The following is a 12,970-nucleotide window of genomic DNA, read 5'->3' on the forward strand; positions in this document are numbered from 1 at the left end:
ACCGGCCGCGCTCCATTACCCGTGCCGGACACGGAGCCGCAACCTCCGCCACCGCCGCCGGACGCGAAGGCCCCCCACGGTCCTTGCTGCGTCACATCGGTGAAGTAGGTTTCATGCCCGACGTCGTACAGCTTTTCGGTTGCCCCTGTCCTCTCGCGAGGCGTTTCAACTGTGGCTGAAACACCGTGGTAACAACCTGTGATTGCATGCATACTCAGTGCTGGGGGGCGATTGCAGATGCAACAAATGGGGGTTCGGTGCTTCGAATTCATTTCAATGCGGACGACCTGGCGAAAGTGCGCATGGCCGCCAGGCCCGACGCGTTGTGGGAATCCATTCTCAGTTTTCACCGATTGCGCGACCGTCGAGGCGCACTCGTCTTCGGTGAATGGCGCTCCGAAGCCCGCACGCGGTTGAAGGGTGAAACACGCCTGCTTGCCCAACTCGTGCCGCCGAGGGGATACTTTCCCGACTTTCTGACGCCCGCCGAGGGCCGGGACGGCCTCGACGCCGCTCTGGAGGCGGTCTGCGCCACCCCGCCGGCACGGCTGCACAGCGAACTGGCCCTCACGGTCGCCCACCGCTCGCCCCTGTGTGTCCTGCCCGCCCGGCTCCTCGCCCTCGCCGAGGGCCGCTCGGAGGCCCTGTCGCGTCTCGTGGCCGCGCTGCGCGCGTACTACCGGGCCGCCGTGGAGCCGTACTGGGCGCACATCCAGGCCCGCGTGGAGGCCGACCGGGCCGTGCGGGGCCGCGCGCTGCTCGACGGGGGCGCGGGCGAGCTCCTCGCCTCGCTGCCGCCCGTGCTGCGCTGGCGGCCCCCGGTGCTGGAGGCCGACTACCCGGTCGACCGCGAACTGTGCCTGGACGGGCGGGGCCTGCTGCTCCAGCCGTCGTTCTTCTGCCGCGGCACGCCTGTGGTGCTGCGCGACACCTCACTGCCGCCGGTGCTCGTCTACCCCGTCGCGCACGGCGGCGAGCCGGCCTTCGGCGAGTCGGCCGGGCCCTCGCTGGGCCGCCTCGTCGGCCACACGCGCTCCGCGGTGCTCCAGGCCATCCGCAACGGCTGCACCACCAGCGAACTGGCCCGCAGGGCGGGCGTCTCACTCGCCTCCGCGAGCCAGCACGCCGCGGTGCTGCGCGAGGCCGGACTCGTCGTCACCCTGCGGCACGGCAACGCGGTCCTGCACACGCTCACCCCGCTGGGCGCCGCCCTGCTGCGCGGCGGCGCCTCGGCGGAGCCGGAGCCCTACGCGCGGAACGGACCGGTCACCTCGTAGGTGATGCCGCCGGAGGAACTGCCCGTGGTGCCGCGCTGGCTGGAGAAGTACAGCCGACGGCCGTCGGGCGAGAAGGCCGGGCCGCAGATCTCCGACGAGGACTGACCGGTGACCCGCAGGAACACCGCGATGACGTCGTCCGGCGTGATCACGCAGATCTCCATGTTGCCGCCGTCCTCGGCGACGAACAGGTCACCGGAGGAGGAACCGGTCACGTTGTCCACACCCGTCAGCGGCGCACCGCCGCCCACGACGAGCGAGTCGTCGTAGGCCAGCTCGTAGGTGCTGTTCAGCAGGTTCAGCTGCCACAGCCGGTTGTCGCCCTTGGTGGTGAACCACACCGTGTCGTTCGCGTAGTGGCAGCCCTCGCCGCCGTTGAACAGCTTGGCGCCGGACACCTGGTCGCGGGTGGGGGTCGGAGAGCCGTCGGGGTCCGGCACGGTCCCCCAGGTGAAGCTGCCGGATGTGCCGGTGCCGGCCTTGAGGACCTGGAGCGTGCCGGAGGAGAGGTTGCCCCAGGTGGTGGGCACGAACCGGTAGAGGCAGCCGTCCGAGGCGTCCTCCGTCAGGTAGATCACCTTGCGGACCGGGTCGGCCGCGGCCGCCTCGTGGTTGAAGCGGCCCATCGCGCTGCGGCGGACAGCGGCGTTCACGCCCCAGGGGTCGGTCTCGTAGACGTAGCCGGTGCTGACCTCCTCGCAGGACAGCCAGGTGTTCCAAGGAGTGGTCCCGCCGGCGCAGTTGCGGTTGGTGTTGGACAGGATGCGGTACGCACCGGTGATGCCGCCCGACGAGTCGAATCTGATCGCACTGGCACCGCCGGTCGAGGAGATCTCCGAGTTGGAGACGTAGATCCAGCCGGTGCCGTTGGCGAAGCAGGCGCCGCCGTCGGGGGCGTTGTGCCAGGTGTAGGAGGTCGAGCCGACCGTCTGGCCGGACCGGGCGATCACCCGGCTGGTGAAGCCGGCCGGGAGCTGAATGCCGTTCGCGTCGGCCGCACCGAGCGCACCGTACGGGCCGGGGCCGGGCTGCGCCGGAGCCGCGGACGCGGCCCCCTGCCACAGGGTGAAGCCGAAAGCCGCGGCGGATGTGCCGACGACCGCGCCACGCAGGAAACTACGACGTTCCACTTGTCACTCCAGTGTGGGATGACCGTTCCGCGGTGCCGGCCGGCGCCGCGGGATCGCGCGTGGCAGAACTTAGGAGAGGCGCATGGACGCCACGTCAACGTGTCATGGCTCACAGACGTCTGCTCCGGACAGTCCCGGTGCGCGGGGACGTCGTGCCCGCCTCCGCGTGAGCCGGGTCCGGGTCCCCGGGCCGGGGCGAAACTTTTTCGCCCGCGAGCGATGAGTGCGCGGCGCCCGCACCGTCTACCTCTTCGAACGCACCGCACAGCACAAGCACCCGACCGAAACGCACGAGAGAGAGACGGCCATGCCCCAGATGATCTTCGTGAACCTTCCCGTGAAAGACCTGGAGACGAGCAAGGCCTTCTGGAGCAAGCTCGGCTACTCCTTCAACCCGCAGTTCAGCGACGAGAAGGCCGCATGTCTGGTCATCAGCGACACCATCTTCGCGATGCTGCTGACCGAGCCCCGGTTCAAGGACTTCACCAAGAAGGAGATCGCGGACGCCGCCACGTCCACCGAGGTGATCCTGGCCCTGAGCGCCGAGAGCCGGGACAAGGTCGACGAGCTGGTGGACGCGGCCCTCGCCGCCGGCGGCACGCCGGCCAACGACCCTCAGGACTACGGCTTCATGTACGGCCGTTCCTTCCAGGACCCCGACCACCACCTGTGGGAGGTCATCTGGATGGACATGGAGGCGGCCACGGAGGCCATGGCGCAGGGCGAGTGAACCCCGCGGCGGCCGGCCCGCTGGTACAGCCCCGGTGTCACGCCGAAACAGCGCACGAACCACCGGTGGAAATGGCTCTGGTCGCTGAAGCCCACCGCGGCGGCCGCGTCCGCCGCCGATGTGCCGGCCGCGAGCATCCCGCGGGCCCGGCGCAGCCGCACCAGCCGCTGCCAGTCGGCCGGTGACATCCCGTACTCGGACCGGAAGGCCCGGTACAGGGCGAACCGGCTGCAGCCCGCCGTCTCGGCGAGGTGCTCGGCCGTCACCTTCTCCGCGTACGCGTCCTCCAGCAGCGCCCGGGCCCGGCGCGCCGCCGTCCGGGCCGCACTGTCACGGGCCGGGACGCGAGCCCGCGGCGGACGCGCCGTGCCACGGGCCACCATGGCCGTGACCGCCGCCGTCAGCCGCTCGTCGCGCACCAGGGGGTCCGCGTCGCCGACGAGGGCGGTGTGCAGCCGCAGCAGGGCGCCGCTCAGCACCGGGTCGCTCAGTGCCGGCTCGGGGAACAGCGGCATGACCGCCCGCCCACCGGCCATGTCCGCCAGCACCTCGCGTACGACATCGGGGCCGATGTGCACGATCCGGTACTGGTAGCCGAGATCGGCCGCCGACCGCCCGTCGTGCGGATCGTCCGGGTTGAACGCCATCACCATGCCCGCGCCGCTGGTGTGCGCGCCGCCCCGGCAGCTGAAGCGCTGAGCGCCCGCCTCAGTGATCCCGAACGAGTACGCGTCATGGCTGTGCGGGTGGTAGACGTGGTCGAAGAAGTGGGCGTGCATGGCCTCCAGCGGACGGTCCGGATCGCGCCAATAGCGTGCCCAGCCCTCCCCGTACGCGCCCGGTGCGCCGTCAGCCGTGTCCACGCCCCCATTGTCGCCCCCGCACATATGTACAAGACGGGGCCGGGCACGGGCTGCGACGCTGGCCCCATGGACTCGCCGAAGACGATCAACACCCCCACGAGCAAGGAAAATCCGTACCTGCTGCTGACGGTGACCATGGTGCTGTGGGGCAGCGCCTTCAGCAGCTCGAAGGCGGTGGTGGAGCAACTGCCGCACAGCGTCGCGGCCTTCCTCCGCTTCGGCGGCGGAGCGCTCGCCCTGCTGCTCGCCGTGCGCCTCTTCGGCCGCCGCGACGCGGCGGTGGCACCCCGCGACCGGGGAAGGGCGGCACTCGCCGGGCTGCTCGGCGTCTTCGCGTACAACCTGAGCTTCTTCTGGGGGCTCTCGCTTGCGCCCTCGATGGACGCGGGCGTGATCGTCCCGGTCATGAGCCCGGTGATCACCACCGCGTTCCTGCTGCTCACCCGCAAGGAGTCGGCGTCGCCCGCGCGCATCGCGGGGCTCGGCCTGGGCGTGGTGGGCGCCGTGGTCTTCTTCGTCGGCGCGAGTACCGGCGGCGGGGGCGCGGCACGGCTGACCGGCGATCTGCTGTTCCTGCTCAGCGCCGTCTGCTGGGCCGCCTTCACCCTGTCCGGGCCGCGCGTGCTCGCCGGCATCGAACCGCTGCGGGCCACGGCATACGCCACCTGCGCCGGGGCCGTGGCCCTCGGCCTGTTCTCCGCCCCCCGGCTGGGCGACGTGAACTGGGGCGAACTACCCGCCGGAGTCTGGCTGAACGTGGTGTTCCTCGCGGTGGGACCGACGGCCCTCGCCAATCTCCTCTACTACCGCGGGGTCGGCACGGTCGGCCCTGCCTCGGCGTCGGTGATGATGTTCCTCGTGCCCGTCTTCGGCAGCTCGGCGGCCATGGTCTTCCTGGATGAGTCCTTCGGCGCCGTCCAGGCCGCCGGTGCCCTGGTGCTCCTCGCCGGCGCGGTGCTCGCCGTGACCCAGGGACGCCTGCCGGGCCGCGGGGGCCCGGCAGGCGACGGGAATTCCGCTCACACGCCGCGAAGAGTCAGGGCAGTGACAGACGACGCGTGAGCGGAGCCGGGGGTCTGTCAGCCGAGGCGGACCTCATAGGCGGTCACCGAGACCGTCTCGTCGTCCAGGCAGTGCCCGGACACCAGGTCGAAGCGCTGCTTGAGCAGCGGCGACGCGACGAACGGCCGGCCGGCCGCCGTGCCGATCAGGCCGCGCGAGAGCACATGCGCCCCGGTGAACGGGTCGCGGTTGTCGATCGCGTACGGCACGCCGTCACGGTCCAGGAACAGCCCGGCCTGCCGGCCGTCCGGCAGCAGGACCGCGACCCCGCGGCCGGGCGTGAGCCGGGACAGCGGGCACACGGCCAGCCACTCGTCGCCCAGCCGGAGCTGGATGTGCGTGTCCGTCTTCTGCAGGGTCTTCTCAGGCGCGATGGTCATCGGACGGCAGTACCTTCCAGGGAGTCTTCCAGGGCTTCGCCCAGCGGACGGATGGACAGCAGCGGCAGGTCGGGCTTGACCTGGTCGCGCTCGGGCACGAACTTCACCGTCGGGTCCGGCACGTCGGGGGCGTTGACGAACGACACGAACCGCAGGAGCCGCTCCGGGTCGTTCAGCGTCTCGGCCCACTCGTCGCGGTAACCGGCAACGTGGTCGGCCATCAGGGACTCCAGCTCGGCGCAGATACCGAGCGAGTCGTGCACGACGACGTCGCGCACATGGTCCAGGCCGCCCTCGATCCGCTCCAGCCAGGTCGAGGTGCGCTCGAGCCGGTCGGCGGTGCGGATGTAGAACATCAGGAACCGGTCGATGAGCCTGATCAGTTCGGCGTCGGACAGGTCCTGCGCGAGCAGATCGGCGTGGCGCGGGGTCGCGCCGCCGTTGCCGCCGACGTACAGGTTCCAGCCGTTGGCGGTGGCGATCACGCCGAAGTCCTTCGACTGGGCCTCCGCGCACTCGCGCTGGCAGCCGGAGACCGCCGACTTCAGCTTGTGCGGTGAGCGCAGGCCGCGGTACCGCAGCTCCAGGTCGATCGCCATGCGGACCGAGTCCTGCACGCCGTAGCGACACCAGGTCTGCCCCACACAGGACTTGACGGTCCGCAGCGCCTTGCCGTACGCGTGCCCGGACTCGAAGCCCGCGTCCACCAGCCGGCCCCAGATCTGCGGCAGCTGGTCGACCCGCGCGCCGAACAGGTCGATGCGCTGCCCGCCGGTGATCTTCGTGTAGAGGCCGAAGTCGCGGGCCACCTCCCCGATGACGATCAGCTTCTCGGGGGTGATCTCACCGCCCGGGATGCGCGGCACGATCGAGTACGAGCCGTTCTTCTGGAGGTTGGCGAGGAAGTGGTCGTTGGTGTCCTGCAGCGCCGCCTGCTCGCCCTCCAGCACATAGCCGGAGGCGCCGATGGTGGGCGCCAGCGAGGCGATGACCGAACCGACGGCGGGCTTGCAGATCTCGCAGCCGTCCGTGCCACGCGCCGCCTCGCGGCCGTGGTTGTCGAGGAGTTCCTGGTACGAGGTGATGCGCAGCGCTCGGACGATCTCGTACAGCTCCTGACGGGTCTGGCCGAAGCAGCCGCACAGGCCCTTGTCGACCTCGACGCCCGCCGCCTCCAGTTCGGCGTTGACCAGCTGGCCGAGCACCTTGACGCAACTGCCGCAGCCCGTACCGGCCTTGGTGCACTTCTTGACCTCGGGAACGGTGGTGCAGGAGTGCTCGGTGACGGCGCCGCGGATCGTGCCCTTGGTGACGTTGTGGCAGGAGCAGACCACGGCGTCGTCGGGCAGTGCCGCCGGGCCCAGCGCCACGGGAGCCCCCGCGCCCGCAGGCAGCACCAGCTGCTCGGGGGAGACCGGCGGCTTCGAGCCGGTGAAGGCCCGCAGGGTGCCGTACTGCTCGGCGTCGCCGACGAGGATGCCGCCCAGCAGCGTGCCGTCGGAGCCGATGACGAGCTTCTTGTAGAGACCGGCGCGGGAGTCGGAGTAGACGACGTCCAGGCAGCCCTCGGCCGTGCCGTGCGCGTCACCGAAGGAGGCGACGTCCACACCGAGCAGCTTCAGCTTGGTGGACAGGTCGGCGCCCGTGAACGAGCTCACCTCGCCCTCCAGCGCGGCCGCCGCCGTCTCGGCCATCTCGTAGCCGGGCGCGACCAGTCCGTACACCCGCCCGTCCGAGGCGAGCGCGCACTCGCCGATGGCGAAGACGGCCGGGTCCGACGTCCGGCACTGCTCGTCGACCACGATGCCGCCGCGCTCGCCGACGGCGAGGCCCGCGTCGCGGGCGAGCTGGTCCCGGGGCCGTACGCCCGCGGAGAAGACCACGAGGTCGGTGGCGAGGACCGAACCGTCGGACAGGGCCATGCCGTTCACGGCGCCGTTCTCGCCGGCGGTGACCTCTTGGGTGCCGACGCCGGTGTGGACGGCGAGCCCCATGTTCTCGATGGTGCGCAGCAGCGCGGCACCGCCGCCGTCGTCGACCTGGACCGGCATCAGGCGCGGCGCGAACTCCACGATGTGGGTCTCCAGGCCGAGGCCCTTGAGCGCGCCCGCCGCCTCCAGACCGAGCAGACCGCCGCCGACGACCGCGCCGACGCGGGCCGTCTTCGCGTACTCCTCGATAGCGAGCAGGTCCTCGATGGTGCGGTAGACGAAGCAGCCCTCGGCGTCCTTGCCCGGCACCGGCGGCACGAACGGGTACGAGCCGGTCGCCAGCACGAGCGTGTCGTAGGCGATGGTCGCTCCGGAGCGAGCGGTGACCGTGCGGCCGGCGGTGTCGATCGACTCGGCCGGGTCGCCCAGGTGCAGTTCGATGCCGTGCTTCTCCAGGAAGCCGTCCTCGACCATGGACAGGTCCTCGGGCGTGTTCCCGGAGAAGTACGAGGTGAGGCGGACCCGGTCGTAAGCAGGGCGGGGCTCCTCGCACAGCACGACGACGCGCGCCCGCTCGGTCACGCCGCGGTCGGCGAGGGCCTCCAGAAATCGCTGGCCGACCATGCCGTGGCCGACGACCACGATGGTGGGGGTGATCGCGGGAGTGGACATCGCAGCCATGTTCAGAGGCCTCCATCATTGGTGAGCAGGTGGAGCAGGGGCACGGAGTCGGGAAGGGCCTCGTCGCCCTCCCAGGCCCGGGCGAGCGCGCCGACGGCGGCGAGATCGCCGAGCAGCACCCCGCCGACGAGCCGGTCCCCTCGGACGACGACCTTGCGGTAGGCGCCGCGGGTGGCGTCGGCGAGCTGGACGACGTCGTCCCCCGGGCGGGGCGTCGGGTCGCCGAACGCGGCGAGGTCGAGCGGACTCGTCGCCGACGCCAGCGTGAGCCGGGTCAGCGCCCGGGTGCCGGTGTAGCGGACTTCGGCGGTCCCGGTGTCCGCGGTGCCTTCGGCGTTCGGCATCTCTGCCTTCAGCACGGACGCGAGGACGTCGGCCTGTTCGAGGGCCGGGCCCGCGAGGCCGTGGACCACGCCGTTGTGCTCGGCGCAGTCGCCGATGGCGTGGATGTACGGGTCGGACGTGCGCAGCTCGTCGTCGACGACGATGCCGCGGCGCACCGTGAGCCCGGCGTCCGTCGCGAGGCCGACACGGGGTCGTACCCCGCAGGCCAGGACCACGATCTCGGCGTCGAGCGCGAAGCCGTCGGCAAGGACCACGGCGCTGACCGCGTCGTCGGGGCCGGTGCGCAGTCCGCGCACCCGGCACTCGGTGTGCACCTCGACGCCGAGGGCCTCCAGGTGGCTGCGCAGCAGCGTCGAGGCGGAGACGTCGAGCTGGCGCTCCATGAGGTGCTCGCCCTGCTGGGCGAGCACCACCTTGGCACCGCGTTCGGCGAGCGCCCGCGCCGCGGAGACGCCGAGCAGCCCGCCGCCGACGACGACGGCCCGGACGCCGGGGGTGACGGCCGCCGACAGGGCGGCGCAGTCGTCGAGGGTGCGGAAGGGGTGCACGCCGTCGGGGAGCCCGGGGCCGATGCCGCGCAGCGGCGGCAGCACCGGGTTGGATCCGGTCGCGAGGACCAGCCGGTCGTAGGCCACCGCCGTGCCGTCCGCACAGTGCACGAGCCGGCGTTCGCGGTCGACGGACGTCGCCCGCACGCCGCGCCGCACGGGCACCTCGGGCAGGGCGATCACCTCGGGGCCGTACCGCCCGGCGAGCACCTCGGCGAGCAGCACCCGGTTGTAGGGGGCGTGCTGCTCCTCGCCGATGACGGTGACGCGGGCGTCCGCGCCGAGCTGCCGCGCGAGCCGCGCGCCCGCCGTCCCGCCGCCGATCACCACGATCTCCGAAGTCATGCAAGCAGCGTGCGTCGTCGGTGTTACCCGACAGGTTCCCCTCTGTTTCCCGCGAGGAACGCTGCCCTCAGCGGAGGCGGAGAGCGAGTGTGAGGGCGTCCGGTCCGCAGAGGGTGAGCCGTGGCGGCAGCCGTAGGGGAACCTCAGAGGGCGCTCAAGGAATCAGCGGATTGTTGGACGATGCACTCGCCCTGTTCGTAGGGTCGCCAGAGTGCCCGACATATCACTGACCACACTGGTCATCCTCTGTCTCGCGGCCGCGGCGGCCGGCTGGATCGACGCGGTGGTGGGCGGCGGTGGACTGCTTCTCCTGCCCGCCCTGCTGCTCGGCCTGCCGAACGTCTCGGCCGCGCACGTCCTCGGGACCAACAAGGCAGTGGCGATCGTCGGCACCTCGGGCGCCGCGGTCACGTATGTGCGCAAGGCGCCGGTCCAGGTGAGGACCGCCGTGCGGATCGGCCTCGCGGCCCTCGCGGGCTCGATGGGCGGCGCCTTCTTCGCCGCCGGGATCAGCAGCGACGTCCTGCGTCCGGTGATCATGGTCGTGCTGCTCGGAGTGGCGGCGTTCGTGATGCTGCGGCCCTCCTTCGGCACGGTGACCGACGCGGCGCGGCGCCGGGTGGGCCGGGCGCGTACGGTCGCGGCGATCATCCTGGTCGGCGGGGGCATCGGCTTCTACGACGGCCTGTTCGGGCCCGGCACCGGCACGTTCCTGGTCCTGGCGCTGACGGCCGTCCTCCACCTCGACCTGGTGACCGCTTCCGCGACCGCCAAGATCGTCAATGTCTGCACCAACGCCGGAGCGCTGGCGATGTTCGCGTACCAGGGCACCGTGCTGTGGCAGCTCGCCCTGGTCATGGCCGTGTTCAACCTCGTGGGCGGCATGATCGGCGCGCGTATGGCACTGCGCAAGGGCAGCGAGTTCGTACGCGGTGTGCTGCTGGTCGTCGTCTTCTCGCTGGTCGCCAAGCTCGGTTTCGACCAGTGGAACGCGTAGGCCGGCCCTGCCGGGGCACGCAGCCGGGGGACGCCGCCGCTGCTCAGGAGGGGGCGGCGGTCTGCGCGTACGCGGCGTTCGCGCGCTCGGTGATCTCCAGCAGGACGCGGGCCGTGGGCCGCGACCGTCAGGTCCGCCTGCGGGGCCGTGCCGTGGACGCGAGTGCGACTTCGGCGGAGAAGGCCGCGAGGCGGGATCGCAGGGCCCGGACTTCCGCGGTGAGTCGTATGCGGTCCGTCTCCGCAGCGGTGAGTCGTATGCGGTCCGACTTCGCCGCGGCGGCGGTCTTCGACAGGACGGTGCCGGCCGGCTCGGCCAGGGGCCCCGGCGCCTCGCCTCGCCGATCTTCGGCGGTGGACGTCAGCCGCTTCGGATCGCCTCGCGCACGGCCGCGCCGTACTGCGCGGTGCTGCCGGCGGCGCCCTGCCGCACGCCGATCAGATGCCCGTACGCCACCACGTTGCCCCGGTAGCCCGTCTTCCCCGAGAAGCCGCCGCCGCAGGTGATCACGCGCAGTTCCGCGCGGTCGCTGGGGCCGTAGACCTTCCTGTCGGGGAAGGCGTCCGCCTCGTAGATCTCGATCGCGTCGATGGTGAACACCGCGGTCCGGCCGTCCTCGCGTGTGATCTCGACCCGGTTGCCCTTCTTCAGCGCGCCCAGTCTGTAGAAGACGGACGGACCGCGGGCGTTGTCCACATGACCGGCGACGATCGCCGTGCCCTTCGCGCCGGGGGCGGTGCCGTCCTCGTACCAGCCGGCCAGATTGCGGTCCACGGCCGGCGGCACCTCCAGGCTGCCGTCCCGCGCCAGGCCCAGACCCGTCACGGGCGTGTCCACGTCGATCACGGGGATGCGCAGCCGCAGCGGCCTGGATGCGGGCAGCGGGTCGGCGGCGGCGTCCGTGTGCTGGTCGGGTCCCGCCGCGAACGCCTCGGCGGCCGACGGCATCGGCGGGGTCACGTCCCGCGCGCCGTTCTGGACCAGCCACAGGCCCGCGCACACGGCGAGGGCGACACCCAGGCCCTTGGCCCTGGCGCTCATCTCTCCTCCGGACGTTCAGGGGCCGGACCGGCTCGCACCCCGCCCCCGTCGGCTCGGGGCCGGACGGGAGCGGGGGCTCGGGCGGTACGGGACCGGTGGGAACCGGCCCGTCAGCTGTCCTGCGCGCCGCTCGCCCGGCGGCGCAGGAGCAGGGTCCCGCCGACGGCGGCCGCGGCCAGTACCGCCGCGCCCGCCGCGATCTGGGCGGAGTCCGGGCCGACGCTGCCGCCGACACCGGTCCTCACATGGCCGCTCGGACCGTGATGACGGATGGTCACGTCCCCGGTGGCCTCCTTGCCGTTCTTGCACAGGACGCCGATGCCGTACGTCCCGGGCCGGGCGTCGTCGGGCACCGTGAACTGCCCCACCGTGAGTTCCTTGTGAGTGCCCGGCCACAGCTTGAACTCACCCGCGCCCAGTGCCCGCGCGTCACCGGTGCCGCGCCCCTTCTTGCCACAGGCCCGGGTACTGACCGTGATCGTGTCGCCCGGTGCGGCCGTCGACGGGTGGATCTCCAGGGATCCGAAGTCGCCGGCGAAGGTCGCCGGGGCGCCGACGCCCATCGCGGCGGCGACCAGCGCGGTGCCGGTCAGCAGGCGGGCAGTGGTGCGCATGGAGTCCTCCGGAAGCGCATGATGCGGTGGTCCGTCCCCTCCGAGATAACGGCGGGGCCACAGCGCAGGCCTGCTGATGGGCCATCAGTTTCACCGGTCCGGAACGGCGTGTCGCACTGGACGCGAGGCGTCATCGCAGGTCACCGGGTGTGACGTCGCGCCTGTGGTGTCGCGCGCCCCCCACCTGCCGAACGGGTGACGGGGTATCACCGCTTGACCTCAACCAAACATGAGGTACCAGGCTCTTCCGCATGGACCTCAACACGTCTGAGAACACGTCTGAGAACACGTCTGAGAACACGTCTGAGAACACGTCTGAGAACACGTCTGAGAACACGTCTGAGAACACGTCTGAGAACACGCCTGAGAACACGCCTGAGAACACGCCCGAGAACACGCCCAAGAAGGCGACCGTCACCGGCTCCGCCGACCGGGCTCCGCTGAAGCTCGCCGTCATCGTCGGCAGCAACCGCGAAGGACGCTTCGGATCCGTCGTCGCCGACTGGTTCCTGTCCCGCGCCGCCCGGCGCGAGGACTTCACCGTCGAGCTCGTCGACCTCGCCGAGACGGAACTGCCCACCTCCCTCTCCTACCAGCCGTCGCCCGCCGTGACCGCCGAACTCGCCAAGGTCACGCCCGCCCTGGCCGCCGCCGACGCCTTCGTCGTCCTCACCCCCGAGTACAACCACTCCTTCCCCGCCGCCCTCAAGTCCCTCATCGACTGGCACTTCGGCGAATGGCAGGCCAAGCCGGTCGGCTTCGTCTCCTACGGTGGCATCTCGGGCGGGCTGCGCGCCGTCGAGCACCTGCGGCAGGTCTTCGCCGAGCTGCACGCCGTCACCGTCCGCGACACCGTCTCCTTCCACAACGCCGGCGCCCACTTCGACGACGGGGGCAACCACCGCGACCCGGCCGGGCCGGACGCCGCGGCCAAGACGATGCTGGACCAGCTCGCCTGGTGGGGCAGCGCGCTGCGATCGGCCAAGGCCGTGCGGCCCTACGCGGCCTGAGCCGGGCGAGGGGCGC

General features: G+C 71.7%; 12 protein-coding genes. 5 read left to right on the forward strand and 7 right to left on the reverse strand.

The window, feature by feature from the left end; translation table 11 throughout:
- The first annotated feature begins 257 nt into the window (after positions 1–257).
- Entirely contained in the window at positions 258–1,277 is a 1,020-nt protein-coding gene (locus tag ACH5AF_RS02375) for an ArsR/SmtB family transcription factor (RefSeq protein ID WP_398899450.1), read from the forward strand.
- On the opposite strand, the gene ACH5AF_RS02380 is transcribed toward ACH5AF_RS02375, so the two are convergent.
- Positions 1,247–2,407 (reverse strand): alkaline phosphatase PhoX, encoded by a 1,161-nt coding sequence (locus tag ACH5AF_RS02380; RefSeq protein ID WP_398899451.1) that lies wholly within the window; start codon positions 2,405–2,407, stop codon positions 1,247–1,249. The genes ACH5AF_RS02375 and ACH5AF_RS02380 overlap by 31 nt on opposite strands.
- 307 nt (positions 2,408–2,714) lie before the next feature.
- Between ACH5AF_RS02380 and ACH5AF_RS02385 the strand changes: the two genes are divergently transcribed.
- Positions 2,715–3,137 (forward strand): VOC family protein, encoded by a 423-nt coding sequence (locus tag ACH5AF_RS02385; RefSeq protein ID WP_398899452.1) that lies wholly within the window; start codon positions 2,715–2,717, stop codon positions 3,135–3,137.
- On the opposite strand, the gene ACH5AF_RS02390 is transcribed toward ACH5AF_RS02385, so the two are convergent.
- Positions 3,029–3,916, reverse strand: a complete 888-nt coding sequence (locus ACH5AF_RS02390) for an AraC family transcriptional regulator (RefSeq protein WP_398899774.1) — start codon at positions 3,914–3,916, stop codon at positions 3,029–3,031. The two genes, ACH5AF_RS02385 and ACH5AF_RS02390, sit on opposite strands and share 109 nt — an antisense overlap.
- Before the next feature lie 150 nt (positions 3,917–4,066).
- Here ACH5AF_RS02390 and ACH5AF_RS02395 point away from each other — a divergent pair, with 150 nt between their 5' ends.
- Positions 4,067–5,062: a DMT family transporter gene (locus tag ACH5AF_RS02395; protein WP_398899453.1), complete on the forward strand. Its 996-nt coding sequence runs from the start codon at positions 4,067–4,069 to the stop codon at positions 5,060–5,062.
- 17 nt (positions 5,063–5,079) lie between these two features.
- Here ACH5AF_RS02395 and nirD read toward each other — a convergent pair whose 3' ends face one another.
- From nirD to ACH5AF_RS02410, 3 genes are read right to left on the reverse strand one after another with little or no spacing between them, the layout of a single operon-like run.
- The gene (nirD, locus tag ACH5AF_RS02400; protein WP_398899454.1) at positions 5,080–5,442 is read right to left on the reverse strand and encodes a nitrite reductase small subunit NirD; all 363 of its coding nucleotides are present in this window, start codon (positions 5,440–5,442) and stop codon (positions 5,080–5,082) included.
- Positions 5,439–8,054, reverse strand: a complete 2,616-nt coding sequence (gene nirB, locus ACH5AF_RS02405) for a nitrite reductase large subunit NirB (RefSeq protein ID WP_398899455.1) — start codon at positions 8,052–8,054, stop codon at positions 5,439–5,441. Before nirB ends, nirD begins: the two co-directional genes overlap by 4 nt.
- Before the next feature lie 2 nt (positions 8,055–8,056).
- Positions 8,057–9,292 carry an NAD(P)/FAD-dependent oxidoreductase gene (locus tag ACH5AF_RS02410; protein WP_398899456.1) on the reverse strand — a complete coding sequence of 412 codons (1,236 nt, stop codon included), beginning with the start codon at positions 9,290–9,292 and terminating at the stop codon, positions 8,057–8,059.
- Between the two features lie 211 nt (positions 9,293–9,503).
- Between ACH5AF_RS02410 and ACH5AF_RS02415 the strand changes: the two genes are divergently transcribed.
- On the forward strand, positions 9,504–10,289 hold the full coding sequence (locus tag ACH5AF_RS02415) for a sulfite exporter TauE/SafE family protein (protein ID WP_398899457.1): 786 nt from the start codon (positions 9,504–9,506) through the stop codon (positions 10,287–10,289).
- A 360-nt stretch (positions 10,290–10,649) separates the two neighbouring features.
- Here ACH5AF_RS02415 and ACH5AF_RS02420 read toward each other — a convergent pair whose 3' ends face one another.
- Complete coding sequence (locus ACH5AF_RS02420; protein WP_398899458.1) at positions 10,650–11,330, reverse strand: class F sortase; 681 nt, start codon at positions 11,328–11,330, stop codon at positions 10,650–10,652.
- Positions 11,331–11,440: 110 nt separating this feature from the next.
- Positions 11,441–11,944: a hypothetical protein gene (locus ACH5AF_RS02425; protein ID WP_398899459.1), complete on the reverse strand. Its 504-nt coding sequence runs from the start codon at positions 11,942–11,944 to the stop codon at positions 11,441–11,443.
- Positions 11,945–12,195: 251 nt separating this feature from the next.
- On the opposite strand from ACH5AF_RS02425, the gene ACH5AF_RS02430 reads away from it, so the two are divergent.
- The gene (locus tag ACH5AF_RS02430) at positions 12,196–12,954 is read left to right on the forward strand and encodes an NAD(P)H-dependent oxidoreductase (RefSeq protein ID WP_398899460.1); all 759 of its coding nucleotides are present in this window, start codon (positions 12,196–12,198) and stop codon (positions 12,952–12,954) included.
- Positions 12,955–12,970: the final 16 nt, after the last annotated feature.

This window comes from Streptomyces sp. NPDC018833, assembly GCF_044390825.1.
GTDB lineage: Bacteria > Actinomycetota > Actinomycetes > Streptomycetales > Streptomycetaceae > Streptomyces.

Excerpts from the sequence above, each read along its gene's own strand:
- ACH5AF_RS02385 (WP_398899452.1), top strand. The coding sequence starts at position 2,715 with ATGCCCCAGATGATCTTCGTGAACCTTCCCGTGAAAGACCTGGAGACG.
- ACH5AF_RS02390 (WP_398899774.1), bottom strand. The coding sequence starts at position 3,916 with ATGCACGCCCACTTCTTCGACCACGTCTACCACCCGCACAGCCATGAC.
- ACH5AF_RS02395 (WP_398899453.1), top strand. The coding sequence starts at position 4,067 with ATGGACTCGCCGAAGACGATCAACACCCCCACGAGCAAGGAAAATCCG.
- nirD (WP_398899454.1), bottom strand. The coding sequence starts at position 5,442 with ATGACCATCGCGCCTGAGAAGACCCTGCAGAAGACGGACACGCACATC.
- nirB (WP_398899455.1), bottom strand. The coding sequence starts at position 8,054 with ATGGCTGCGATGTCCACTCCCGCGATCACCCCCACCATCGTGGTCGTC.
- ACH5AF_RS02410 (WP_398899456.1), bottom strand. The coding sequence starts at position 9,292 with ATGACTTCGGAGATCGTGGTGATCGGCGGCGGGACGGCGGGCGCGCGG.
- ACH5AF_RS02420 (WP_398899458.1), bottom strand. The coding sequence starts at position 11,330 with ATGAGCGCCAGGGCCAAGGGCCTGGGTGTCGCCCTCGCCGTGTGCGCG.
- ACH5AF_RS02425 (WP_398899459.1), bottom strand. The coding sequence starts at position 11,944 with ATGCGCACCACTGCCCGCCTGCTGACCGGCACCGCGCTGGTCGCCGCC.
- ACH5AF_RS02430 (WP_398899460.1), top strand. The coding sequence starts at position 12,196 with ATGGACCTCAACACGTCTGAGAACACGTCTGAGAACACGTCTGAGAAC.